Here is a 22,598-nt window from a genome sequence, read left to right on the forward strand (position 1 = left end):
CACGACGCCTAACTTGGCCCTCAGGACATCCCATGTGTGATTCATGAAAATCGGCATACTGCAAACCGGACTGGCACCAACTGAACTCGTGTCTGAAACCGGTGAATACCCTGATATGTTCGCCAAACTTCTGGCGGATGAAGGGTTTGAGTTCGATACATATTCTGTCGTGCAAAACCAGTTCCCATCCGGCGCGGACGCCGCTGACGGGTGGTTGATCACTGGATCAAAGCACGGGGTCTATGAAGATCACGACTGGATCCCCCCGCTTGAGGATCTGATCCGCGACGCCTATGCACGCGGAACCCCTATGGTTGGCGTCTGTTTCGGTCACCAAATCATCGCGCAGGCGCTGGGGGGAAAGGTGGAAAAGTTCGCCGGCGGCTGGGCCGTTGGCCCCACCGAATACGATATGCCCGAAGGCAAAATGCGCATTCACGCGTGGCATCAGGATCAGGTGGTTCAAACCCCGCCCGAGGCCAAGGTGGTGGGACGGAACGATTTTTGCGAAAATGCCGCGCTGCTTTATGGGCAAAAAGCCTATACGGTTCAGCCACATCCCGAATTCGGCGATACCTTCGTCGGCGGGCTGATCGACACGCGCGGACGCGGTGTGGTGCCTGACACCCAACTGGACGCCGCCAAACAAGAACTGGGCCAAACGCTGGATAGCGCACGGATGGCCAAACAATTCGCCCGTTTCTTTCGCGGCGAGGAGCCTTTTTCATGAGCGACTGGATCGAAACCCTGCCAGAGGCAGCGCAAACCTTTCTTGAGGGGCAAAAACTGGATGAGGTCGAATGCATCATCTCGGACCTGCCCGGCATTGCCCGAGGCAAGGCCGTGCCCGCATCCAAGTTTGCACGCCAAGACTATTTCCACCTGCCGGACTCGATCTTTTACCAGACGATTACGGGCGATTGGGGTGAAGCGGCCGACGAAAACGAAGGCTTTATCGAACGCGACATGATCCTGAAGCCAGACATGTCCACAGCCACAGCCGCACCGTGGACGGGGGACTGGACGCTTCAGGTGATCCACGACGCCTATGACCGCAAAGAACGCCCGATCCCGTTTGCCCCGCGCAACGTGCTGAAACGCGTGGTCGAGCTTTATAACAAAGAGGGTATGAAGCCCGTCGTCGCACCCGAGATGGAATTCTATCTGGTCGCCCGCAACCTTGATCCGGCGCAATCCATCCAGCCGATGATGGGTCGCTCAGGCCGCCCTGCTGCCGCGCGTCAGGCCTATTCGATGACGGCTGTCGACGAATTCGGCCCCGTGATCGACGACATCTATGACTTTGCCGAAGCGCAAGGTTTTGAAATCGACGGCATCACGCAGGAAGGCGGCGCTGGCCAGCTGGAAATCAACCTGCGTCACGGCAATCCGGTCAAGCTGGCAGACGAGGTGTTCTACTTCAAACGCCTGATCCGCGAAGCCGCGCTGCGCCATGATTGCTTTGCCACGTTCATGGCGAAACCCATTGCCGACGAACCCGGATCGGCTATGCACATCCACCATTCGATCCTTGATATCGAAACCGGCGAAAACCTGTTCTCGGGGCCGCAAGGCGGGGAAACGGATGCGTTTTACTACTTCATCGGCGGCTTGCAGAAATACATGCCGGCGGCCATCGCCGTTCTGGCCCCTTACGTGAATTCCTACCGCCGTTACGTCAAAGACCACGCCGCGCCGATCAATCTGGAATGGGGCCGCGACAACCGCACGACCGGCATCCGTATTCCGCTGTCCGGCCCTGTCAGCCGCCGCGTCGAAAACCGTCTGGCGGGCATGGATTGTAACCCCTATCTGGGCATCGCGGCATCGCTGGCTTGTGGCTATCTTGGCATCAAGAACGAAGTGCGCCCGTCGAAACAATTCCGCGGCGACGCCTATGAAGGCGAAGGCGATATCCCCCGCGTTCTGGGACAGGCATTGGACGAATTTGACGAGGCCAAAGAACTGCACGAAATTCTGGGGCCGGAATTTGCGCGCGTCTATTCCATCGTGAAACGCACCGAATACGAAGAATTCCTGCAAGTGATCAGCCCGTGGGAACGCGAACACCTGCTGCTGAACGTCTGACGAATGGACCTGCTGTTTTCCAACGACCGGCGCGGCGAATACCCGTCCAGCTACTACGCCGCCACGGCTACGCCGCTGCCCGAATGCCCGCCCCTGAAAGGCGAAGTGAGGGCGGATGTTTGCATCATCGGCGGTGGATATACGGGCCTGAGTTCGGCTTTGCATCTGGCCGAGGCCGGTATGAACGTCGTCTTGCTAGAGGCGCATCGCGTAGGCTTTGGCGCGTCGGGGCGCAATGGTGGTCAGTTGGGATCAGGCCAGCGTATGGACCAGTTCACGCTGGAAAAGATGTTGGGCACAGATCACGCGAAACAGCTTTGGGATCTGGGGGAAGACGCCAAGGCGCTGGTTAAATCCCTGATTGCGAAACACCAGATCGATTGCCAGATCAAACCCGGTGTGGCGTGGACGGGCACCAAGGCCTCTGACGTTAAGTATCTGCACGACTACGCAGATCACATGCGGCGCGCATACGGCTATGACCAGATCGAGGTTCTGGATCAGAAAGCGCTGCGCGAGGTCTGCGGATCGCCGTTGTATACTGGCGGTATACTGGATCATGACGCCGCGCACCTGCACCCTTTGCGATTGGCGCTCGGGCTGGCGCGTGCGGCGCAATCTGCCGGTGCCACGATTTATGAACGCAGTCATGTGCACCACATTCAGAAAGGTGCGCAGATCACGGTCCAGACCGATGCAGGCCGTGTTGTCGCCGATCATGTGATCCTTGCTGCAAACGGCTATCTGGGTGGCCTTGAACAAAAGGTCGCCGCGCGGGTGATGCCCATCAACAACTTCATTGTCGCGACCGAACCGCTGGGGGATCGCGCGCAGGAGATCATGCCAAAGGATGTTGCCGTCGCGGACTCCAAGTTCGTTGTGAACTACTTCCGTCTGAGCGACGATGGACGGATGTTGTTCGGTGGTGGCGAAAGCTATGGCTACAAATTCCCCTCCGATATCCGTGCGGTCGTGTCCAAACCGATGCTTGAGGTTTTCCCGCAGCTGAAAGACGTCAAACTGGACTACGCATGGGGCGGCACGCTGGCGATCACGCGCAAACGCATGCCTTACCTGACCCGCCCTGCCCCGAATATGCTGTCAGCGTCGGGCTATTCCGGCCATGGCGTTGGCACTGCGGTGCACGCAGGCCAGTTGATGGCGCAAGCGATCCAAGGACAGGCGGCGGGTTTCGATGCATTGGCATTGGTTCCCCTGCCCGCCTTCCCCGGTGGCGGTGCCTTCCGCAGCCCGCTTTTGGCGCTGGCCATGACATGGTTCGCATTGCGGGACCGGATCGGTCTGTAGGCGTTACAAAACGGTCAATTCTTAACGCTTGGCGGATTGCCTTTGGCAAACTACAAATGGTTAAGGACAGTTAGGAGCCAGCAATGACTTCGAATATGCACGATGCAGAACCGATCCCGGCCGAGGCCCGTGCCGAAATTGATCGACTGCTTCAATCCGGCGATCTGTTTCGATACACGGCGCCAGAAGACAGCCCCGTCACTTTGCTGGAACAGGAATTCGCCGAAGCACTGGGCATGAAATACGCGCTGGCGGTATCGAGCTGCTCTGCCGCTTTGTTCATCGCACTCAAGGCACTTGGCCTGCCCCGCGATGCCCGCGTGATGATCCCCGCCTTTACCTTTGCCGCCGTTCCGTCGGCGGTGGTGCATGCCGAATGCATCCCCGTGCTGTGCGAGGTCGGCGACAACTATCGCGTCGATCTGGCCGATTTCGAACGCAAGCTGGATACGGTCGATGCCGTGATCATCAGCCATATGCGCGGCCATACATCGGATATGGATGCGATCATGGCGCTGTGTGATGCGCGCAATATTCCGGTGGTCGAGGACGCCGCTCACAGCCTCGGGACGCTGTGGAACGGGCGCAAGATCGGCACCATCGGCAAGATCGGGTGCTTTTCGTTCCAAAGCTACAAACTGATCAACGCTGGCGAAGGCGGCTTGATGGTAACGAACGACGCCGATCTGGTGGCCCGTGCGATCATTATGTCCGGCGCTTATGAGGCGAATTGGAAAAAGCACAACGTGCTGCACGAGGCGGTCGAGAAGTGGCAGAACAAGCTGCCGCTTTACAACGTGCGCCTCTCCAACCTGTCTGCCGCAGTCATCCGCCCGCAATTGCCGCATCTGGCGCGTCGTGTGGCCGATGGCCGCCGCAACCATGATCATGTAGCGGCACAACTGAACACATCGCCCTGGATCGACGTGCCTGATCCGCTCGGCCCCGAAACCCGTGCGCCGGATTCGATCCAGTTTAACCTTCGCAATATGTCGGATGACGAAGTCCGAGCGTTCGTGGCCCATGCCGACGAACGCGGGATCAAGGTGCAGGTGTTTGGCCTGAGCACGAACAACGCGCGTGCCTTCTGGAACTGGGAATTTCTTCCGGAACAGATCGAACTGCCGAACACGCGCGCCATGTTGATGCGGGCTTGCGACACGCGGCTGCCTGCCCGACTAACTTTGGCCGAATGTGATGAGGTCGCACAGGCGCTGCTGACGGCAGCTGAACTGGCCACTGGGCCGGTTCAGGCGTACGGCACCTGAACCGAAATCCTTATCAGTCGCTGAACTTGGCCAGCTTCTTTTGAAGCTCGGCCAGTTCGCGCTTGATCGAGTCCAGATCGTCGCCTTCTGCCGCGTCTTCTTTTTCAGTTTGGGGCGCGGACCACTGTGACCCCATGCCACCGGTCATGGCTTTCAGGAAGGCTTCTTGCTGCGCTTGCATCGCTTCAAAGCCCGGCACACTGGCCATCGGGTTCATCGCGTTGACGTTCTCGACCCATTTGCTTTGGCTGTCTCGGAACATTTCAAAGCTTTGCGCAAGGAATTGTGGCACAACCGACGTCGCCTGTGTCGTATAGCTGCGAACCAGATCGGTCAGCACGTTGATCGGCAGAACGCTTTCGCCCTTGCTTTCATGTTCGGCGACGATTTGCAGAAGATATTGTCGTGTCAGGTCATCGCCTGACTTCAGGTCAACAATCTTCACGTCCCGTCCATCACGGATAAATCCGGAAATATCCTCCAGCGTCACGTAATCGCTGGTTTCGGTATTATACAGACGGCGGCTGGCATATCGCTTGATCAGCAACGGCTTATCGGTTTCGGCCACGGAATCCTCCCAATCCATCCTGCAGGTGCAACAAAGCTTTGCACTTGCAGAACATTAGAGCAAGTCACTTGATGCAAACAAAAAAGGCGGGCCATGCGGCCCGCCATAAGATTTGCGCCATTAAAGGGAGGAGGAGAGGCGCAAATACTGGTAAAAGGAACTGGTAAACTTACTTAGCAGTTGCGGCTTTTTTCGCTGTCGCGGTCGCTTCTGCAGTAGCTTTTTTAACTGCGGCTGTTGCTTCTTCGGAGAAGTCTTTGCCAGCAGCCATCATCAGTTCGACTGTGTCCACCTGAACTTTCTTCGCAACTTCAGCGAAAGCAGCCATGTGCTCGGCAGCCATTTCAGCCTGTGCGGAAGCAAAGTCAGTCATTGCTTTTGCGTAGTCAGCAGGCTCTGCTTTTGCTTTCGAGATGTCAGCCATCTTGGACAGTGTGTCTTTTGTCCATTTTGTCGAGATCTCGCTGGATTTTGTCGCAGCGTCGATCGCAACTGTCGAAAGCTTCTCGTTCAGAGTTGCTGTTGTTTTGAAGGCATCTTCCATCGCAGCTGTGTCAACCGGGAATGCGCCCATCATGTCTTTCATCATCGCAGTAAAGTCTTGTGTGTTGGCCATCTTTCAAATCCTTTTGGCTTGCGTCTGGCAGGACCACCCTGCGTTTCTCTGCAGCTGCAAATAACATACGTGCTGCACTGCAGCATTTCAAGTGTTTTTGCTGCGGTGCAGAAAAAATCTGCGAACCATCGGATTTTTAAGCTTTATTCGCCTTCAGCGCGTGCCTTGACCTTCACATACTCGCCCGGAGCAGGCCCCAAAGACGGATGTTTCGAATCTCCTGGCTGCCGTGCGGGCACCCATTTACCGGACTTTTTGGCGATCCATTTTTCCCAAACCGGCCACCAGGATTCTTTGTGGTAGTCCGCTTTTTCCTGCCATTCATCCGGCAACGCTTTAAGGTCTTCGTTCACGTAGTGGCCGTACTTGTTCTTGTTCGGCGGATTCACGATGCCCGCGACATGGCCGGATTCAGACAGAACGAAGGTCTTGTTCTTTGACCCCATCTTCTGGACGCCGCGATAACAGTCTTTCCATGCGGCGATGTGATCGTTTTCACAGGTCACGGCAAACAATGGCACGTCGACGTCTTTCAGGTTCAGGGTTTCGCCCATCAGCTCGAACCCGCCATCCGCAAAACGATTATCCTGACACAACCCGCGCAGATACTCGATCGCCATGCGCGCCGGAAGGTTGGCACCATCGCCGTTCCAGAACAACAGATCGAACGCAGGGGGCGTTTCGCCCATCATGTAGCTGCGAATGGCCGGACGATAGATCAGATCGTTTGAGCGCAGGAAACTGAATGTTCGCGCCATAATAAATGAACGCAGCAGCCCGTGCTCGGTCACGTCTTCCTCGATTCCATCGATGAAATCGTTCTGCAGAAAGGGCGTGAACTCGCCCTGTTCGCTGAAATCAGTGAGGGTGGTGAAGAAAGTCGCCGATTTGACCGACTTGTCGCCACGCTTTTTCATCAGCGACAGCGTCAGGCTAAGCGTTGTGCCCGCGATACAGTAACCAATGGCGTTGACCTTGGGCTGCTTGGTCAGCTTTTTGACCTCTTCGATCGCGGTCAGGTAGCCTTCTTCGATGTAGGTATCCAAGCCCACATCTTTGTACGTGGCATCGGGATTGACCCAGCTTACCACGAACAGCGTATATCCCTGATCGACGACCCAGCGGATAAAGCTGTTTTCAGGCTTCAGGTCGAGAATGTAGAATTTGTTGATCCACGGCGGGAACAGAATGATCGGCGTTTCGCGCACCTCGTCGGTGGTCGGCGAATACTGGATCAGCTCCATCATACGGTCGCGGAACACGACCTCGCCCTTGGCTGTTGCGATGTTCTCGCCGATCTTGAACGAACTGTCGTCAGACAGGCGCACAAGCATCTCGCCCTTGTTCGCCTCGATATCCGCGATCAGGTTTTCCAGACCTTTGACCAGACTTTCGCCTTCAGTCTGAATTGCTTTTTCAAGCGCATCAGGGTTTGTCGCCAGAAAATTGGTCGGCGACATCATATCGACGATCTGGCGGGCAAAGTAATTCAGCCGGCGCTTTTCGACCGGTTCGATATCTTCAACGTCGTCAACCGCCTGTTCAATCGCGGCTGCGTTAATCAGGTACTGCTGCTTGATGAAATTGAAATAGGGATGCGTGTCCCACAGCGGATTGCTGAAGCGGCGGTCCTTCGGGCCCGGATTCTCGGGCGCTTTCAACTTGCCACTGGCCAGCGCCTTTTGCGCGTCGACAAAATGAAGAACAGATTTTCCCCAGTATTCGATCTGGTGTTCCAGAACCTTTGTGGGGTTCGTCATCCACTCGTGCCAGTAGGCTTTCATCGCCTTGGCGTACAATTCCTGATTCGGTCCGTGCAGTGCAGCATTCACCGTCTCTTTTTTCTGCAAAGCAGCAATCAGACGTTGAGAGAGCTCTTCAACCTTGACCATGTTGCGCTGAAATTGATCAAGGTCTGCGGTGTTTTGACCTTCTTCTATGGTCTCAGTTGCCATTGGACGAAATCCTCCCTACGCTCTTCTGCTATGCAGAAAACCCGTTTTGCCTGCAATCCTGTTGGTAATCGGCGCACCGTAAGGTGCATGTAAAGGAGTAACACCATGCGCTATATGGCGACGTACGACATGATGGAAACGGTTCGAAATACGAACCAGTGGCTTGGCGCGACGGCCAAGACCTTTGCATCCTATCCGCTCATGGCGATGGTACCCAACCCTGCGATCCAGTGGATGGCCGCTTGGGGCGACATCACAGAACGCAGCTTTGAACGTATGGTGGCCAAACCCGACTGGGGTCTGGGATCCTTTACCTGTGACGACGGCAAAGACCATCTGGTGAACATCAAACACGTGGTTGAACGTCCCTTCGGTGATCTTATCCACTTTGAAGTGTCTGGCAGACCAGTGCAGCCGCGCAAGATTTTGCTCGTTGCCCCCATGTCCGGCCATTACGCGACGCTCCTCCGTTCGACGGTGAAATCCCTCATCACTAATTGTGAAGTCTATGTCACTGATTGGCATAATGCGAGAGACATTCCTGTAAGTGCGGGTAAGTTCGATATCGAAGACTACACTTTGTACCTTGTAGACTTCATGAAACACCTCGGCCCTGACACCCATGTCATCGCTGTTTGCCAGCCTGCCCCACTGACGTTGGCGGCCACGGCCTACCTTGCTGAAATCGAACCCGATGCACAGCCGCGCAGCCTGACGTTGATCGGTGGCCCCATCGATCCCGATGCCGCCCCCACCGAAGTAACCGACTTTGGCCGCCGCGTGACCATGGGCCAGCTGGAAGAAATGATGATCCAGCGCGTTGGCTTCAAATACGAAGGCGTAGGTCGCCGCGTGTATCCGGGCTTGCTTCAGCTGTCGTCCTTCATGTCTATGAACGCAGAACGCCATTCGAAAGCGTTCAACGACCAGATCAACCGCATCGTTCGCGGCGAAGCGTCGGATCACGACCACCACAACAAGTTCTACGATGAATATCTGGCGGTCATGGACATGGCTGCGGAATTCTACCTATCGACGGTCGATCGCGTCTTTAAAAAGCGCGAGATTGCCAAAAACGAATTCGTGGTTGCTGGCCACAAGGTCGACATCGGCAAAATCACAACCGTCGCTGTGAAGACGGTTGAAGGCTCCAAAGACGATATCTCGGCCCCTGGCCAATGCGTTGCGGCGCTTGATCTGCTGACCGGCCTGCCCGACAGCAAAAAAGCGTTCCACGTCGAAGAAGGCGCTGGCCACTACGGTATTTTCGCGGGCAACAGCTGGCGCAACAACATCCGTCCGCTGGTTCTGGACTTTATCGATCAGAACTCGGGCACAACGCCCCCAGCGAAAAAACCGGCGAATAAAAACGTCGCCTGACAAACGCATAAGACACATTGAAAAAACCGGCTGCATCGTTTGATACAGCCGGTTTTTTTATGCTTTCAGGGTCGCAGTATTAGGCTTTAGCTGCCTCATAGACCATGTCGATCATCCGCTGCGTTCCCTTCGAGAATTCGAGCGGACACGGATACACGACCTTGTCCGAAACCGAACGGTTGAAGGCTTCGACCTGCAGAACGTATTGATTCACGTTCGGGAAACGCCATGTCGTCACGGTGCCATCAGGGGTTTGCAGATGCACTTCGGCTTGGCTGTAGACGCCTGCGTTGAACGGGGCTGTCAGGCGGATGACGCCCTCGTCTCCGTGGAACAGCACCTCCTGGAAAGGCGACATGCGGGTCGATACCATGCCTGTGTAGTGGAACGACGGGAAGCGCGCCGTAACGTGCGCCCGCGTATCGACGCCGTTTTCCCAAGCCACATCCGTGCCAAGGATTTCCTCGGGCTCTTCACCGGTGACGTAGCGCACCGACCCAAAGGCGTAGACGCCAATATCCGGCAGGCCGCCGCCACCTGTGTTGGCTTGGTTGCGAATGTTTTCTGGATCGGGGTTGTTAAAGCTGAAACGCACCTGCGTATCGACAAGCGTACCGATCTTGCCTTCGTGCAGCAATCGGCGTGCTTTGCGCCACTGCGGATGATGCACGATCATATAGGCCTCGGCCACCAGAACACCGGCATCATCGCGTGCTTCGATCAGGCGGTCGATTTCATTCGCGTTCATCGCGATCGGCTTTTCGCACAGCACCGCCTTGCCCGCGGCGACCGCGCGCAATGTCCATTCAACATGCAAATGGTTGGGCAGCGGGATGTAGACCGCATCAATATCGGGGTCTTCCAGCAGCGCGTCATAGCTGCTGTGAACCTTCAAGTCAGGCGCAAATGCTTTGAAGCCTTCTGCCTTTTCGGCCGAAGATGTTGCCAGAGCAGCCAGCTCGCCCCCTTCGGCGGCGTGAATGGCGCGTGCCATATGTTCCTTGGCGAAATTCGCCGCGCCAAGAATGCCCCAACGGACTACAGTCATGGTAACTACCCCTCCAAAATATCTGATATTTTAGTTAACATCTTAAATAATTTCGGACCAGCACAAAAAAACCGCCCGAAATCCTCGGGCGGTTTTTGAATGATATCGCTAACAGAGTCTATACCGCAGGTAGCAGACCTTGTTCTTTGGCCAATTCCCGCATCCGCTTTTGCAGCTTTTCGAATGCGCGCACTTCGATCTGCCGGATACGTTCGCGGCTGACGTCGTATTCGCCTGACAAATCCTCAAGCGTCAGCGGGTTGTCTGACAGGCGGCGCTTGACCAGAATGTCCTTTTCACGATCATTCAGAACGCTCATGGCTTCGGCCAGCATCTCGCGGCGCGTTTCAAGTTCGTCGCGCGCCTCGTAATCCGCGGCTTGGTCGGCGTCTTCGTCTTCCAGCCAATCCTGCCACTGCATCGTGCCTTCGCCTTCGGAGCCGACCGTCGCGTTCAGCGATGCATCCGAACCAGCCATACGACGGTTCATCGAAATCACTTCGTCTTCGGTCACGCCCAGGTCATTCGCGATCTTTTCCACGTGTTCCGGACGCAAGTCACCGTCTTCCAGCGCGCCGATGCGGCTTTTGGCCTTACGGAGGTTGAAGAACAGCTTTTTCTGGGCCGACGTGGTGCCAAGCTTCACAAGGCTCCAGGACCGCAGGATGTATTCCTGAATAGATGCACGGATCCACCACATTGCGTAGGTCGCAAGGCGGAAGCCCTTTTCAGGGTCGAAACGTTTCACAGCCTGCATCAGGCCCACGTTGGCCTCGGAAATCACTTCGGCCTGCGGCAGGCCATAGCCGCGATAACCCATCGCGATTTTCGCCGCCAAACGCAGGTGACTTGTGACCAGCTGATGGGCGGATTCAGTATCCTGATCTTCGACCCAGCGTTTGGCCAGCATGTATTCCTGTTCCGGCTCTAGCAGAGGGAACTTGCGAATTTCCTGAAGGTACCGGCTCAGGCCAGCTTCCGGGGACGGTGCCGGAAGGTTTTTATAATTACTTGTCATCTCCATCCCTCCTAATGTTTACAGGCTTAACATCCATATGGGTGGCCACCTGAGGGGTTTCAAGCACTCGTTTCCAAGAGTTTCGTTTATTTAACGCCGAAATCAGCGAATTGATCCCTTATTTCCGTGCGCTCAAGCACCTGTGCTGTGTGTTACAACCGCTCTTATGCATTTCTGCATGGGTGAAGTCCGATTTTGGGCAATTTCCAGCGGATCGGGGCTGGCCTAACTGGGGGCATCTTGAAACCCAATGGAATTATTCAGTCATGCAAACGATTAGCTACACATCCTATAGCGCCCCGACGTGGCGCCCCGAACGTTGGGCTGGTGTCCTTTATCTGGTCATCATCTTTTCTGGCATCACAAGCGAGATGATCCTGCGCGGCCCACTGCTTGCGTCATTCATTCCCGCCGCGGGCATTGCCCATAATCTGGGGACGTTCCGCATCAGCCTGCTTGGCGACATCACGATGCTGGCGGCGGATATTGGCCTTGCCGTTATTCTGTTCCGCCTGATCCGCTTCACCTCGCCCAGCTTGGCTGTTGCATCCATGGTGTTCCGTCTGATGCAAGCAGCCCTGATTGGCACAGGGGTTCTGATGCTGGCAGCGGTGCCTTTGATCGTGACCACCGATCCTGCGTTGGTGTCAGTCCTGCTGGAAAGCCACGCCATTGCCTATGACATTGGCCTGATCTTTTTCGGCATCGGCACCATGCTTTTGGTAATCGCGCTTTGGTCGCGCAATGGCGTTCCGACCTTGATCCTGACCGGTCTGTTCCTTTCCGGCCTGATCTATATCGGGGGCGGCATCGTCCGCGTCGCCCTCCCTGCATATGTGACGACCTACGAGGCTGCGTTCATTCTGCCCTTCATTGCAGAAAGCGCGTTCTGCCTTTGGCTGCTGATCAAGGCGCGCGTCTGACGTCAGCCCTTACGCAATACCTCCAGAAGCCCTGCCATGTCTTCGGGCAGCGGGGCTTCGAAGGTCATTTCTTCGTCCGTGGCCGGATGGATAAAGCCCAGAAGGGCGGCATGAAGCGCCTGGCGGTCAAAGGCGCCTATCGCTTCCAACGCCTCTGGCGACAACGCCTTGGCGCTGATCTTGCGCTTTCCGCCATAGACCGGATCGCCGATCAGACCATGACCTGTGTGGGCCATGTGCACACGAATCTGATGGGTCCGGCCCGTTTCCAGACGGCATTCCAACAGCGACATCGTCGGCGGGTTGCCAAAGGTTTCCAACGTCCGCGCGCGGGTGATCGCGTGACGGCCTGTGCCGAAATATACCGCTTGCCGCTGACGATCCGTTTTGTGGCGCGCAAGGTTCGTCGTGATCTTGATAGTCGCACCACTTTCGAACGACACACCGCGCACGCCCTTCAGACGCGGGTCCGCCGCATCGGGCACACCAAAGGCAAGCGCCAGATAGGCACGGTCTACGGTATGCGCCTCGAACTGTTTGGCCAGCCCGTGATGGGCGCGGTCCGATTTGGCCACAACCAAAAGGCCAGAGGTATCTTTGTCGATCCGGTGCACGATGCCCGGACGTTTTTCACCACCGATGCCGGACAGATTGCCGCCGAAATGATGCAGCAACGCATTCACCAAGGTGCCGGACGGCGAACCGGGCGCGGGATGGACCACCATGCCAGCGGGTTTGTTGACGACGATCAGGTCTTCGTCTTCGTAGAGAATATCCAGCGGAATATCTTCAGGACGGGTTTCAACATCCTCGGCCTGCGGGACAACGAGTTCGAATTCATCGCCTTCCGCCACCTTGGCCTTGGGGTCTGTCACGGCCGCGCCGCCCTTCATAACCTGACCGTCCGCAATCAAACGGCCAAGACGTGTGCGCGACAGCGACGCCTCCTCTGGCACATCGCGCGCAAGGGCCTTATCAAGACGTGCGGGCGGATTGGCCCCGATCACAACGCTTATGCGGATGGACGACATGGATGACACCCCTGCTCCGGCCCCCGAGGTCCGGTTTCTGAAAATTCTGGTAACGGTCCTGACCGGCACCATGATTGCGGGCCTTCTAGTGATCATCGCGCTGTTTGTCATCCGCTTCCAGCAACCTGACCTGACTTTGCCCGAAGGCATCAGCCTGCCAGACGGCACAGAGGCGCAGGCCTTTACCCAAGGCCGCGACTGGTATGCGATTGTGACAGCGGACGACCAGATCCTGATTTTTGATCGCGATGGCGGCCAAGTGCGCCAGACCGTGCAGATCGAAGCCACAGGCCATTAGAAGCCACAGGCCATTAAACGAAAAACCCCGCCGCAATCTGCGACGGGGTCGTTTTTCCGGCTATCGGACCGATTACATCGGCGACAGCAGATCCGGATTGATCACCAGATTGCGCACGCCGTGTGCGTGGTCTTCGTCAAACGCGTTATCCTTCAGCCATGCGTCAACAGAAGAAATGCTGACCTTCATGACCTTGGGGCGCACGCTCCAGGTCACTTGCAGGGGCGAGCCCTTTTCGTTGTAGCCCGGACCCGTGGTAGAGCCTGCATATTGCACCGGCTCGCCCATATCGGTGGGGATATTCACCGCCTGATGGAAGCCGTCGACAACTTCGTGCTTCATCAGCTCAACGAAATCCGCAGCCGAGTCGTCGTTCACCAGAACAAACACCTGCGCTTCGACGCGCAGCTGCGGGTTCATGATGGAATCGCTCAGGCACGAACCCAGTGTTGCACCCGGAGTGATCTGGGCCGTGGTGTGAACGTAGTGCAGCTCGATCGTGTCGCCGGGCACCAGATCGCCATGTTCGCCAGCGCCCACTGTTTCACCGTAAGGGGCCAGTTCCGCTTCGGTCAGTTCACCGTCGTATTTGAAACCGGTGCCGTACCCTTCGCCATCGCCATTGCCGGCATAGGTGGTAAATTCACCACCCTTGTGTTCGGCATTCTCATGGAAGTGGATGTTGCACAGGTTCATCTCTGTATAGGCAGGCGCGGCCTCAAAGACGCGGGTGTTTGTGCCATCTACAGCCGAGATATCGCGCGGCGATTGCGGGCCGAAACCGGCACCGTCTGTTGATGCGGCCAAAGCGGCGCGCTGTGCCGCGATAACATCATCCCCAACGGATGTAGCTGCGTCGCTTGCTGCAAATGCTGTGGTTACGCTGGCTGCCAGGATTACCGGTGTCAAAAACGATTTCTTCATCGTCCCCTCCAATTAACGTTTAAAATGGATGGACTGGATCGGTGAGCCGAGCAATTTTATCAAGAATTATTCTGACTATATTCGCATTAAACGTGTGCAGGGCAATTAACTGAAAAGGTACTGCACAGTTTCTGAACATAAGGGGAATATGGTACCGCCTCCCTGGCTCGAACAGGGGACCTCTGGATCCACAATCCAGCGCTCTAACCAACTGAGCTAAGGCGGCACTGGCGGGCGATGTAACGCCACTGGCGCACCAATGCAATACCGAATGGGCAAGATATTTGTCTGATACGGGATCATTTTTGCTTTCGGAAAACCTGCGCGAACGCGTGGTGTCACCTGCCACCGCTTGATTTTCGCCCCCACTCTGGATAGGTGCGGCAGAACGCTAAACTTTGATCTTCTTCCAAGGACAGACCCATGGGTATCAATACCGAACGCGACATCGAGGCCAATCTGCAGATCGGACCGACGGATGCGGGCATGGTCCGTCTGTTTATCGTCAGCGACACTCTGGAAATTCCGATGGATTTCGATCCGGAAGAGGCAGAAGAGATCGCGGAAGAAATCCGTGCCGCTGCAGCAGCCGCACGCAAGCTTACATCGAAGAAAAGCCGCTAAGCGCCCCTTCAGGATCGCGAAGGGTATGCAGCCTGCGGGCGGCATGATGCGCAAACTTGCGGATCAATGCATTGCGACGCGCGGCAGGCAGTTTTGATTCTGGCGCCATACGCAGCACCTCGGCGTCATAGGCATCGGCAATGATCAGGCCGGTATCGTCAGGCAGCAGCTCTGTCGGGAACTGATCGTCCACGGCCCAGAAGTAGCGATCGCACCAATCCAGATAGCCCTGCCATTTCTGGTCAGACTGAAAATCCGCGCGGCTGGATTTGCATTCGATCACCCAGATTTCAGACTTGGGACCCAACGCCATAACGTCCACTCGACGGCCCCGCTCCGGCACGAATTCCTCGATCACCGAAAACCCATGCCCCTGCGCCAGATGGCGGCATACACCACGGGCCAGTAACTGGCCGGGCATGAGGTTTATGACGGGGTTTTCCTGCATACGTCCGATTAAAGAACATTACGCGAACATTAACAAGTAGGGAATTCTGTAGCGCTCGCACAGGCAGGATCAGTCCGAATGCAAAAATCTGCACGCCAGCCCCTTGCCTAAAGGGCACAGGCAACTTAGCTGGTCTTCAGGCAGGCACTGCCCTTTCCGTGAATGGTTGCATTCCGGTGGCCTTAAGCAATTCCGAGGGAGTTGGCTCTGTCCGGATCCTGGTCCGGTTACCTGACGCCCACCTGTATATACAGGTCCTCGGGAATGAGATAACCCCACGTCTGTGGTGGTCCTGCCGCTTGATTTTGGTGTTGGAGAGCGGGGCTTTGCCCCCTTGGCCTACGGCCAATTCCCCCAAGGTATTTCCGGACAGAAAATACAGAAAACGCGCCGTGTTCTGGCGCGTTTCGGGGTCTTAGAAGGCTTCTGGCTTGGCCTCTCGGGCCATGTGATCCAGCACCGCGTTCACGAACTTGGGCTCGCGGCCCTCGGGGTAGAACGCCTTAGCGATTTCGACGTATTCGACGATGACGACCTTGGGCGGCGTTTGATGCGCGATCAGTTCGGAGCCGGCGGCGCGGAACAGCGCGCGCAGGGTCGGGTCGATGCGCGCGATGGGCCATTTGGCGACCAAGGCGCGGTCTGTCATCTGGTCGATCTTGGCCTGCCAGTTCACCGCTTCTTCCAGCAGCGACCGGAACAGGTTGATGTCGCCATCCAGCAGCTCGGTGCCTTCTTCGATTTCAGCACCAAAACGGAAGTTCAAAAACTCTGCCCGCACCTGATCCACGCTTTGCGAGGAATGCTCCATCTGGAACAAGGCCTGCACGGCATAAAGCCGCGACGCGGATTTGCGCAGTTTTTTCATCTGGCGCTCATCCGGCTGGGAAGAAGAGTTTTCGGTGCTCATGCTGTGGGCGTGTCCTTAGCGGCGCTGGCGATCTGGAGTTCGTCGCGCGAGGGCTGGAAGCCAACCCCTTTACGAGAAGCGCCCCACTTACGGCTGAGCGCGATAAGATGCAAGGCCGCAGCGGCCGCGCCGCCACCCTTGTTTTGACCGGCCACTTCGGCGCGTGCCTGCGCCTGATCCATGTTCTCAACCGTGAGGATACCGTTGCCGATGCACAGCCCCTGAAGACCCAGCAATGTGATCCCGCGTGAGCTGTCGTTGCAGACGGTTTCGTAATGCGTGGTTTCGCCACGGATCACGCACCCCAGCGCGACATAGCCGTCGAAATTGGACATACGTTCCGCGATGCCGATGGCTGTCGGAACTTCCAATGCGCCGGGAACCTCGACCAGATCATGGGTTGCGCCCCATGCCTCGATCTCGGCCTGTGCGCCTTCGATCATCTGGTCTGCAATCTGGCGGTAGTAGGGCGCGACCACGATCAGGATCTTGGCCGGTTTATCCAGCTCGCCGCGCGGCATGGTGTAGTGTTCTTCGTTCGATGCCATCAGCCCAGCTCCGAGATTTTTTGCGTGCCGACAATTTCCAGACCGTAGGCATCAAGGCCAACGACCTTGGGGGTCGGTGAATTGGTCAACAGAACCAGCTTGGACAGACCAAGCGACGACAGGATTTGTGCGCCAAGACCATACTGGCGCAGGGTTTTCGGACCCACGCCATCGCTGACGTCCAGCTTCATCGATGTATCGCGCAGCAAAACCACGACGCCGCGGCCCACTTCGGCAACCGCCTTCATCGCGTCGCCAAACTCATCAGCACGGCCTTTGGGGCCGGTGCCCACAACATCCAGAAGCGGGTCCATCGCGTGCATGCGGACCAGAACGGGCTCGTCGCCGGAAATGTCGCCCTTGGTCAGAACGATGTGTTCGTCGCCATGGGTGCTGTCGGAATAAATCCGCATCTGCCATTCACCGCCGAATTCCGAGGTGATGGTTTCCTCTTTCTGTACGCGCACGAGGTTGTCGTTGCGGCGGCGGTACGAGATCAGATCGCTGATCGTACCGATTTTCAGACCGTGATGCTGGGCGAAAGCCACCAGTTCGGGCAGACGCGACATGGTGCCGTCTTCGTTCATGATCTCGCAGATCACGCCCGCTTCTTTCAGACCCGCAAGGCGCGAAATATCGACAGCCGCTTCCGTGTGGCCTGCACGGACCAGAACGCCGCCGTTTTTGGCGCGCAACGGGAACACGTGGCCCGGCGTCGCGATGTCCTGCGCACCTTTCGACGAATCGATGGCAACTGCGATGGTCCGTGCGCGGTCAGCGGCCGAGATGCCGGTGGTGACGCCTTCGCGCGCCTCAATGGACACGGTGAAGGCTGTCTCGTGACGCGACGAGTTGTTCGAGGACATCAGCGGCAGGCCCAATTCCTCGATCCGTTCACCGGTCATCGACAGGCAGATAAGACCACGGCCATGGGTGGCCATAAAGTTGATGGCATCCGGCGTCGCCCATTGCGCGGGGATGACCAGATCACCTTCATTTTCGCGATCTTCATGATCGACAAGAATGAACATTTTGCCGTTGCGCGCATCTTCGATGATCTCTTCCACACTCGAGATCGCATCTTTCCAGTCCTGTTCGACCGGGCCGGGCTGTTCGTAATCGGTCATGACTTCTCCATCCTTGTCGGAAAGCCAGATAAGCCAGCCCTGCCCGAAAGGCCAGAGATTGCTTGATTTGGCGCTGCGTTACTAAGCAAAATTTGATAGGCTAACGGAATTATACCAAAGTTTTGAAAGCCTGATTTTATGAAACCTTTATCCCCTCCACCTCGGCGGGCGGACGACCTGCCTTTCAGCCTGAGTTTGAAGTCCGTCAACCGCACCACCGGCTATATTGCGCTATTTTTACCCTTGGGCCTGTGGACCGTCGGCGCCTTTTTCGGCGTTTGCAGTGCTGAAAACGGACTGAATTCAATCAGTCATTACTATTTCGCGCGCATTGCGGGCGATCTGTTTGTTGGTGCCCTGCTGGTGATCGCTGTTTTGCTTGCTGTGTTCTACCGCCTGCCCGGCAAGGTCGACGAATATCTGGCGCATGAGAAAACCGATCTGTTGCTTCTGAAAGTCGCAGGTGTTGCGGCGCTTCTGGTGGCGTTGATCCCGACCTCTGGCACCGGTTGCGAGGCCGCAGACCAGATTTTCCGTGGGTATGTTTTGGCGCCAGAAGGAATCAATGATCGCACCCGCGATGTGTCGCTGCCGATCGAAACCACGTTGGTCTTTGATTTATGGGCCAGTTTTGGCGTCGCACCCAAGGTGCTGCCTTATCTGCATTACGGTGCAGCGGCGGTTATGTTCGCCATCCTCGGCTACTATTGTCTGTTCGTCTTTACCCGTGCGCAGTCGCGGAAATCGCTGAAAGACGATGGATCGCCAGTCGTCACCAAAACATGGCGAAACCGGTTTTACCGCATTTGCGGGGCAATCATTTTCACCGCAATGGCCGCACTTTTGTTCGGGATGCTGACCCGAGACAGCCTGGGCCTCGCATGGTCCGGATCAAACCTGACCTTCTGGTTCGAAGCCGCAGCCCTGATGGCGTTCGGCTTTGCGTGGTTGGTCAAGGGGCGGTTTTTGTGGGTTCTAGAAGACCCGGGTTAACCCTGTCGCGTGGCGGCATAAAGCGAAACCGCCGCCGCGTTGGACACGTTCAACGATCCGAAGGCACCTGCGAAATCAATGCGCACCAGTTGATCGCAGGTCTCTTTGGTCTTTTGCCGAAGACCCGGCCCTTCAGCCCCGAGAACCAGCGCCAGAGCGCGGTTTTCGTTACCTTTGAGCGCATCATCCAGCGACACGTCCGCTTCGCCATCCAGACCCAGCAGCAGGTAACCCATATCGCGCAACTTCACCATCGCATCGGCCAGATTGCGTTCGCGCAGGTATGGCTGACGTTCCAAAGCACCCGATGCGGTTTTCGCCAAAGCACCGGTTTCCGGAGCCGAGTGGTGCAGCGTTCCGATGACAGCACGTGCGCCGAACACTTCGGCCGAGCGCAAAATGGCCCCCACGTTGTGCGGGTCGGTTACGCGATCCAGCAGAATCACCCGTGGCGCTTTTTCACCGTCGCCCATCGCGACATCCTCAAGACGGCCCCAGTTCAGCGGCTTCACCTCAAGCGCGGCACCCTGATGCACCGACTGCGGGTCCAAGGGGGCTGCGAATTTGCGCGGATCGCTTTCTTCAGGCGTCATGCCGGAATGGGCAATCGCATCGGCCAGTTTGTCCGCCGCGTTGCGCGTCACAATCAGCCGCAGCTTTTCACGACGGTCGTTCATCAACGCATCGCGCACCGCATGCAGACCGAACAGCCAGACGGTTTCCGCCGCCGCTGCCTTGCGCGACCGTTCTTTTTCGACAATCCACTTCGGTTTCTTGGACATCCAAAGGACCCCTTTTCATCATTGATGGGGGGATGCCTGTGCCAGACTGAAAGAGCAAGGGATTTTCCGGTTGACGGGGGTTTTGCCCGACTGTAATCAGCGCTCCACAACGCCGACAGTGTTCGGTGGAAGTGGGCGACAGGCCGCAAGGTGTGGCAGGGGACTGTAACTCCCTCGCGGAGACGCACGCTAGGTTCGATTCCTAGGTCGCCCACCACTTCCTCCCTGACTTAAAGCATGTTTTTCGCCTTATGGTGCCGATCACGCATGTTTCAGCCGCGTGATCACACCGATTCCCACGAACAATAGCGCGGCCGCGCTGACCATCGACGGGCCTGCGGGGCTATCAAAGGCGAAGGCGGCCCAGAGGCCGGTGATCGCTGCGGTGATTCCGATGACACCAGCCAGAACGGCCATCGCTTCGGGCGTTCGGGCCAAGGGACGCGCGGCGGCTGGGGGAATCAACAACATCGCGCCGATCAGCAGAACGCCCACCACCTTGATCGCCACAGCGACAACCACGGCCAGCGCCAGCGTCAGCACCATGCCTTCGCGCTTGGGATCAAAGCCCGATGCGTGCGCAAGATCGGGGGACAACGTGGCCGTCAAAAGCGCCGACCAGCGCCATGCAACCAATGCCACGACAGCCAAGCCCCCCAGCCAGATCACCGCAAGATCCGATTTCGTTACCGCCAGAATATCCCCGAAAAGATAAGCGCTCAGGTCTACGCGCACACCCTGCACAAAGCTGACAGCGACCAAACCCAATGCCAGCGCTGAATGCGCCAAAACACCCAACCCCGTGTCCAGCGCCATGCCGCGATCCGACAATTGCGTGACCGCAAAGGCCATGATCACCGCCACGGCCAAGGCCCCCACCGTCACCGGCAGCGATAAAGCCAAAGAAAGCGCCACGCCCAGAATCGCCGCATGTGCCGTCGCATCGCCGAAATAGGCCATGCGCCGCCAGACCACGAAACACCCCAAAGGGGCCGCCGCAACCGCAACACCCACGCCGGCCAGTGCCGCGCGGATCAGGAAATCGTCTAGAAATGTCATGCGCTCTCTTTCTCTCGCGCGTGGTCGTGGCCACAGGTGTGATCGTGACTGTGGCTATGTTCGTGGCGATACAGCGCCAAGGCCCCTGCCGTGCCCGTGCCGAACAGAGCGCGATACTCGGATGAATTGGCCACGACCTCGGGCGTGCCATGGCAGCACACATGGCCGTTCAGGCAAATCACGCGGTCCGACGTGCTCATGACGACGTGCAGTTCGTGGCTGACCATCAGAACCGCGCAACCGGTTTCGGTGCGCACCTCTTCGATCAATCTGTAAAACGCAGCAGAGCCAGGTTGATCCAGACCTTGCGTCGGTTCGTCCAGAACCAGCAGGTTCGGTCGCTCTAGCAAAGCGCGGGCAAGAAGGATGCGCTGGAACTGCCCGCCGGACAGGCCCGACATCGGACGATCCCATAGCGCACCTGCGCCAGCCTGATCCAACGCGGCTTGTGCCGTTTTACGGTCGGTCTTGCGCGGAAGGTTCAGGAAACGACCCACCGTCAAAGGCAGCGTCGGGTCGATCATCAGTTTCTGCGGCACGTAGCCGATTTTCAGATCAGGCGCACGATCCACGCGGCCCCGATCCGGCGTCATCGCGCCCACGAGACAGCGAAGAAGCGTAGATTTGCCAGACCCGTTCGGACCGACGATCGTCACGATCTCGCCTGCGGAAATCGTCATATCGACGTCGTTCAACACAAGCGTTTCACCAAAGGAAACGCCCAATCCGGTCGCTTTAATCAAAGCCATATTCGGTTAACCCCGACAATCGGGGCAGAGCCCCTCGATTTCGACCATGACACGCTCGGCGACAAAGCCCACCGCCTTGGCCTGATCCTCTGCGATTGCCTCGAATGCGCCATGGGCCGCTTCGGCTACGGTCGAACATTCACGGCAGAACAGAAAGGACGGCGCGTGGCTTTCGCCGGGATGCGAACAGGCCACAAAGGCGTTCAAACGTTCGATTTTATGGGCAAATCCGTGTTCGGTCAGAAAGTCCAGAGCGCGATAAATGACAGGCGGCTGCGATCCCAGCCCCTCTTCGCGCAACTTGTCCAGCAGGTCGTAAGCCCCCAGCGCGCGATGGTCTTGCAGCAGGATTTCAAGCGTCCTGCGACGAACCGGCGTCAGCCGCACGCCCTTGTCCGAGCACTGTTCATCCGCCGCGGTCAGGCACTCTTGGATGCATTTGGAGTGGTCGTGTTTGTGAAAACCTACAGGGTCCAAAACGGCCTCCGACTTTTTTCAATTTGGGACTTGATATGTTATGTTATCACAAATAACAAGCGGAATGAAATGTTACAACATAACGGAATCATTCAATGCTACGTTTGTCACTGACCCTGTCTCTATTAGGCTCTGCCGCTTGGGCTGATGCCCCTAAAGTGGTCACGGATATTTTCCCCGTCACATCCTTGGTCGCCCAAGTGATGAAGGGCGTGGGCGAACCGTTCCAACTGTTGCCAGCAGGGTCCAACCCCCACGACCATGCACTGCGCCCATCCGAGGCACAGGCGCTGGATCAGGCAAATGTGGTGTTCTGGATTGGTGATGCGCTTAGCCCCAATCTGGACAAGGCCGTGGACACGCTGGCCGGTGATGCGACTGTAGTTTCGCTGTTTGACGCAGAGGGCACCCTGCATCTAGCCAGCCGCGATTCTGTTATTTTCGAAGCGCACGACG

At 57.1% G+C, this 22,598-nt stretch carries 25 protein-coding genes and 2 tRNA genes; 11 read left to right on the forward strand and 16 right to left on the reverse strand.

Features of this window, described 5'->3' with window-relative positions; genetic code table 11:
- Nucleotides 1-43: 43 nt before the first annotated feature.
- From AC4FIA_RS10475 to AC4FIA_RS10490, 4 genes are all read left to right on the forward strand, one after another.
- Entirely contained in the window at nt 44-730 is a 687-nt protein-coding gene (locus tag AC4FIA_RS10475; RefSeq protein WP_490365799.1) for a type 1 glutamine amidotransferase, read from the forward strand.
- Nucleotides 727-2,088, forward strand: coding sequence for a glutamine synthetase family protein (locus AC4FIA_RS10480; protein ID WP_490365800.1), 1,362 nt, complete (start codon nt 727-729; stop codon nt 2,086-2,088). The genes AC4FIA_RS10475 and AC4FIA_RS10480 overlap by 4 nt, the downstream gene beginning before the upstream one ends.
- Nucleotides 2,089-2,091: 3 nt before the next feature.
- Nucleotides 2,092-3,396, forward strand: a complete 1,305-nt coding sequence (locus tag AC4FIA_RS10485; RefSeq protein WP_490365801.1) for an NAD(P)/FAD-dependent oxidoreductase — start codon at nt 2,092-2,094, stop codon at nt 3,394-3,396.
- An 83-nt stretch (nt 3,397-3,479) separates the two neighbouring features.
- A complete protein-coding gene (locus tag AC4FIA_RS10490) occupies nt 3,480-4,664 on the forward strand; it encodes a DegT/DnrJ/EryC1/StrS family aminotransferase (RefSeq protein ID WP_490365802.1) in 1,185 nt (394 codons plus the stop codon).
- A 13-nt stretch (nt 4,665-4,677) separates the two neighbouring features.
- Here the strand turns inward: AC4FIA_RS10490 and phaR are convergent, their stop codons facing one another.
- The 3 genes from phaR to AC4FIA_RS10505 all read right to left on the reverse strand — a co-directional run bounded on the left by phaR (nt 4,678) and on the right by AC4FIA_RS10505 (nt 7,803).
- Nucleotides 4,678-5,232 (reverse strand): polyhydroxyalkanoate synthesis repressor PhaR, encoded by a 555-nt coding sequence (gene phaR / locus AC4FIA_RS10495; protein ID WP_490365803.1) that lies wholly within the window; start codon nt 5,230-5,232, stop codon nt 4,678-4,680.
- A 169-nt stretch (nt 5,233-5,401) separates the two neighbouring features.
- Nucleotides 5,402-5,848, reverse strand: coding sequence for a phasin, PhaP (locus AC4FIA_RS10500; RefSeq protein ID WP_490365804.1), 447 nt, complete (start codon nt 5,846-5,848; stop codon nt 5,402-5,404).
- A gap of 143 nt (nt 5,849-5,991) precedes the next feature.
- Nucleotides 5,992-7,803 carry a PHA/PHB synthase family protein gene (locus AC4FIA_RS10505; RefSeq protein WP_490365805.1) on the reverse strand — a complete coding sequence of 604 codons (1,812 nt, stop codon included), beginning with the start codon at nt 7,801-7,803 and terminating at the stop codon, nt 5,992-5,994.
- A 105-nt stretch (nt 7,804-7,908) separates the two neighbouring features.
- On the opposite strand from AC4FIA_RS10505, the gene phaZ reads away from it, so the two are divergent.
- Complete coding sequence (phaZ, locus tag AC4FIA_RS10510) at nt 7,909-9,183, forward strand: polyhydroxyalkanoate depolymerase (protein ID WP_287474255.1); 1,275 nt, start codon at nt 7,909-7,911, stop codon at nt 9,181-9,183.
- A gap of 79 nt (nt 9,184-9,262) precedes the next feature.
- On the opposite strand, the gene AC4FIA_RS10515 is transcribed toward phaZ, so the two are convergent.
- Both AC4FIA_RS10515 and rpoH read right to left on the reverse strand, forming a co-directional pair.
- Nucleotides 9,263-10,231 (reverse strand): Gfo/Idh/MocA family protein, encoded by a 969-nt coding sequence (locus tag AC4FIA_RS10515; protein WP_490365806.1) that lies wholly within the window; start codon nt 10,229-10,231, stop codon nt 9,263-9,265.
- 118 nt (nt 10,232-10,349) lie between these two features.
- Nucleotides 10,350-11,249 (reverse strand): RNA polymerase sigma factor RpoH, encoded by a 900-nt coding sequence (rpoH, locus tag AC4FIA_RS10520; RefSeq protein WP_490365807.1) that lies wholly within the window; start codon nt 11,247-11,249, stop codon nt 10,350-10,352.
- A 266-nt stretch (nt 11,250-11,515) separates the two neighbouring features.
- On the opposite strand from rpoH, the gene AC4FIA_RS10525 reads away from it, so the two are divergent.
- Nucleotides 11,516-12,172: a DUF4386 domain-containing protein gene (locus AC4FIA_RS10525; protein ID WP_490365808.1), complete on the forward strand. Its 657-nt coding sequence runs from the start codon at nt 11,516-11,518 to the stop codon at nt 12,170-12,172.
- A gap of 2 nt (nt 12,173-12,174) precedes the next feature.
- Here AC4FIA_RS10525 and AC4FIA_RS10530 read toward each other — a convergent pair whose 3' ends face one another.
- Nucleotides 12,175-13,203, reverse strand: coding sequence for an RluA family pseudouridine synthase (locus tag AC4FIA_RS10530; RefSeq protein WP_490365809.1), 1,029 nt, complete (start codon nt 13,201-13,203; stop codon nt 12,175-12,177).
- Here AC4FIA_RS10530 and AC4FIA_RS10535 point away from each other — a divergent pair.
- Complete coding sequence (locus tag AC4FIA_RS10535; protein WP_490365810.1) at nt 13,202-13,501, forward strand: DUF6476 family protein; 300 nt, start codon at nt 13,202-13,204, stop codon at nt 13,499-13,501. The genes AC4FIA_RS10530 and AC4FIA_RS10535 overlap by 2 nt on opposite strands.
- 72 nt (nt 13,502-13,573) lie before the next feature.
- Here AC4FIA_RS10535 and AC4FIA_RS10540 read toward each other — a convergent pair whose 3' ends face one another.
- Complete coding sequence (locus AC4FIA_RS10540; protein ID WP_490365811.1) at nt 13,574-14,425, reverse strand: delta-class carbonic anhydrase; 852 nt, start codon at nt 14,423-14,425, stop codon at nt 13,574-13,576.
- Nucleotides 14,426-14,574: 149 nt separating this feature from the next.
- A tRNA-His gene (locus tag AC4FIA_RS10545) sits at nt 14,575-14,651 on the reverse strand.
- Nucleotides 14,652-14,848: 197 nt separating this feature from the next.
- Between AC4FIA_RS10545 and AC4FIA_RS10550 the strand changes: the two genes are divergently transcribed.
- Nucleotides 14,849-15,049: a DUF6324 family protein gene (locus tag AC4FIA_RS10550; RefSeq protein ID WP_490365812.1), complete on the forward strand. Its 201-nt coding sequence runs from the start codon at nt 14,849-14,851 to the stop codon at nt 15,047-15,049.
- Here the strand turns inward: AC4FIA_RS10550 and AC4FIA_RS10555 are convergent.
- From AC4FIA_RS10555 to ribB, 4 genes are all read right to left on the reverse strand, one after another.
- Complete coding sequence (locus AC4FIA_RS10555; protein ID WP_490365813.1) at nt 15,027-15,470, reverse strand: MmcB family DNA repair protein; 444 nt, start codon at nt 15,468-15,470, stop codon at nt 15,027-15,029. The two genes, AC4FIA_RS10550 and AC4FIA_RS10555, sit on opposite strands and share 23 nt — an antisense overlap.
- 442 nt (nt 15,471-15,912) lie before the next feature.
- Nucleotides 15,913-16,407 carry a transcription antitermination factor NusB gene (gene nusB / locus AC4FIA_RS10560; protein WP_490365814.1) on the reverse strand — a complete coding sequence of 165 codons (495 nt, stop codon included), beginning with the start codon at nt 16,405-16,407 and terminating at the stop codon, nt 15,913-15,915.
- Nucleotides 16,404-16,955, reverse strand: a complete 552-nt coding sequence (locus tag AC4FIA_RS10565) for a 6,7-dimethyl-8-ribityllumazine synthase (protein ID WP_103908781.1) — start codon at nt 16,953-16,955, stop codon at nt 16,404-16,406. Before AC4FIA_RS10565 ends, nusB begins: the two co-directional genes overlap by 4 nt.
- On the reverse strand, nt 16,955-18,082 hold the full coding sequence (gene ribB, locus AC4FIA_RS10570; RefSeq protein WP_287474240.1) for a 3,4-dihydroxy-2-butanone-4-phosphate synthase: 1,128 nt from the start codon (nt 18,080-18,082) through the stop codon (nt 16,955-16,957). Before ribB ends, AC4FIA_RS10565 begins: the two co-directional genes overlap by 1 nt.
- A 138-nt stretch (nt 18,083-18,220) precedes the next feature.
- Here ribB and AC4FIA_RS10575 point away from each other — a divergent pair, with 138 nt between their 5' ends.
- A complete protein-coding gene (locus AC4FIA_RS10575) occupies nt 18,221-19,075 on the forward strand; it encodes a hypothetical protein (protein WP_490365815.1) in 855 nt (284 codons plus the stop codon).
- On the opposite strand, the gene rlmB is transcribed toward AC4FIA_RS10575, so the two are convergent.
- Nucleotides 19,072-19,857: a 23S rRNA (guanosine(2251)-2'-O)-methyltransferase RlmB gene (gene rlmB / locus AC4FIA_RS10580; RefSeq protein ID WP_490365816.1), complete on the reverse strand. Its 786-nt coding sequence runs from the start codon at nt 19,855-19,857 to the stop codon at nt 19,072-19,074. The two genes, AC4FIA_RS10575 and rlmB, sit on opposite strands and share 4 nt — an antisense overlap.
- 133 nt (nt 19,858-19,990) lie before the next feature.
- On the opposite strand from rlmB, the gene AC4FIA_RS10585 reads away from it, so the two are divergent.
- Nucleotides 19,991-20,074 (forward strand) — tRNA-Tyr (locus AC4FIA_RS10585).
- A gap of 44 nt (nt 20,075-20,118) precedes the next feature.
- On the opposite strand, the gene AC4FIA_RS10590 is transcribed toward AC4FIA_RS10585, so the two are convergent.
- The 3 genes from AC4FIA_RS10590 to AC4FIA_RS10600 are packed head-to-tail and all read right to left on the reverse strand — an operon-like array spanning nt 20,119 to nt 22,142.
- The gene (locus tag AC4FIA_RS10590; RefSeq protein ID WP_490365817.1) at nt 20,119-20,916 is read right to left on the reverse strand and encodes a metal ABC transporter permease; all 798 of its coding nucleotides are present in this window, start codon (nt 20,914-20,916) and stop codon (nt 20,119-20,121) included.
- Nucleotides 20,913-21,665, reverse strand: coding sequence for an ATP-binding cassette domain-containing protein (locus AC4FIA_RS10595; protein ID WP_103908786.1), 753 nt, complete (start codon nt 21,663-21,665; stop codon nt 20,913-20,915). The genes AC4FIA_RS10590 and AC4FIA_RS10595 overlap by 4 nt, the downstream gene beginning before the upstream one ends.
- A 6-nt stretch (nt 21,666-21,671) precedes the next feature.
- Nucleotides 21,672-22,142 carry a transcriptional repressor gene (locus AC4FIA_RS10600; protein WP_103908787.1) on the reverse strand — a complete coding sequence of 157 codons (471 nt, stop codon included), beginning with the start codon at nt 22,140-22,142 and terminating at the stop codon, nt 21,672-21,674.
- Between the two features lie 95 nt (nt 22,143-22,237).
- Between AC4FIA_RS10600 and AC4FIA_RS10605 the strand changes: the two genes are divergently transcribed.
- Nucleotides 22,238-22,598: metal ABC transporter solute-binding protein, Zn/Mn family (locus AC4FIA_RS10605; RefSeq protein ID WP_490365818.1), on the forward strand; the 361-nt coding region annotated here is incomplete at its 3' end.

It is taken from the genome of Thalassococcus sp. (assembly GCF_982780845.1).

Excerpts from the sequence above, each read along its gene's own strand:
- AC4FIA_RS10475 (WP_490365799.1), top strand. The coding sequence starts at position 44 with ATGAAAATCGGCATACTGCAAACCGGACTGGCACCAACTGAACTCGTG.
- AC4FIA_RS10480 (WP_490365800.1), top strand. The coding sequence starts at position 727 with ATGAGCGACTGGATCGAAACCCTGCCAGAGGCAGCGCAAACCTTTCTT.
- AC4FIA_RS10485 (WP_490365801.1), top strand. The coding sequence starts at position 2,092 with ATGGACCTGCTGTTTTCCAACGACCGGCGCGGCGAATACCCGTCCAGC.
- AC4FIA_RS10490 (WP_490365802.1), top strand. The coding sequence starts at position 3,480 with ATGACTTCGAATATGCACGATGCAGAACCGATCCCGGCCGAGGCCCGT.
- AC4FIA_RS10500 (WP_490365804.1), bottom strand. The coding sequence starts at position 5,848 with ATGGCCAACACACAAGACTTTACTGCGATGATGAAAGACATGATGGGC.
- AC4FIA_RS10505 (WP_490365805.1), bottom strand. The coding sequence starts at position 7,803 with ATGGCAACTGAGACCATAGAAGAAGGTCAAAACACCGCAGACCTTGAT.
- phaZ (WP_287474255.1), top strand. The coding sequence starts at position 7,909 with ATGCGCTATATGGCGACGTACGACATGATGGAAACGGTTCGAAATACG.
- AC4FIA_RS10515 (WP_490365806.1), bottom strand. The coding sequence starts at position 10,231 with ATGACTGTAGTCCGTTGGGGCATTCTTGGCGCGGCGAATTTCGCCAAG.
- rpoH (WP_490365807.1), bottom strand. The coding sequence starts at position 11,249 with ATGACAAGTAATTATAAAAACCTTCCGGCACCGTCCCCGGAAGCTGGC.
- AC4FIA_RS10525 (WP_490365808.1), top strand. The coding sequence starts at position 11,516 with ATGCAAACGATTAGCTACACATCCTATAGCGCCCCGACGTGGCGCCCC.
- AC4FIA_RS10535 (WP_490365810.1), top strand. The coding sequence starts at position 13,202 with ATGGATGACACCCCTGCTCCGGCCCCCGAGGTCCGGTTTCTGAAAATT.
- AC4FIA_RS10530 (WP_490365809.1), bottom strand. The coding sequence starts at position 13,203 with ATGTCGTCCATCCGCATAAGCGTTGTGATCGGGGCCAATCCGCCCGCA.
- AC4FIA_RS10540 (WP_490365811.1), bottom strand. The coding sequence starts at position 14,425 with ATGAAGAAATCGTTTTTGACACCGGTAATCCTGGCAGCCAGCGTAACC.
- AC4FIA_RS10550 (WP_490365812.1), top strand. The coding sequence starts at position 14,849 with ATGGGTATCAATACCGAACGCGACATCGAGGCCAATCTGCAGATCGGA.
- AC4FIA_RS10555 (WP_490365813.1), bottom strand. The coding sequence starts at position 15,470 with ATGCCCGGCCAGTTACTGGCCCGTGGTGTATGCCGCCATCTGGCGCAG.
- nusB (WP_490365814.1), bottom strand. The coding sequence starts at position 16,407 with ATGAGCACCGAAAACTCTTCTTCCCAGCCGGATGAGCGCCAGATGAAA.
- AC4FIA_RS10565 (WP_103908781.1), bottom strand. The coding sequence starts at position 16,955 with ATGGCATCGAACGAAGAACACTACACCATGCCGCGCGGCGAGCTGGAT.
- ribB (WP_287474240.1), bottom strand. The coding sequence starts at position 18,082 with ATGACCGATTACGAACAGCCCGGCCCGGTCGAACAGGACTGGAAAGAT.
- AC4FIA_RS10575 (WP_490365815.1), top strand. The coding sequence starts at position 18,221 with ATGAAACCTTTATCCCCTCCACCTCGGCGGGCGGACGACCTGCCTTTC.
- rlmB (WP_490365816.1), bottom strand. The coding sequence starts at position 19,857 with ATGTCCAAGAAACCGAAGTGGATTGTCGAAAAAGAACGGTCGCGCAAG.
- AC4FIA_RS10590 (WP_490365817.1), bottom strand. The coding sequence starts at position 20,916 with ATGACATTTCTAGACGATTTCCTGATCCGCGCGGCACTGGCCGGCGTG.
- AC4FIA_RS10595 (WP_103908786.1), bottom strand. The coding sequence starts at position 21,665 with ATGGCTTTGATTAAAGCGACCGGATTGGGCGTTTCCTTTGGTGAAACG.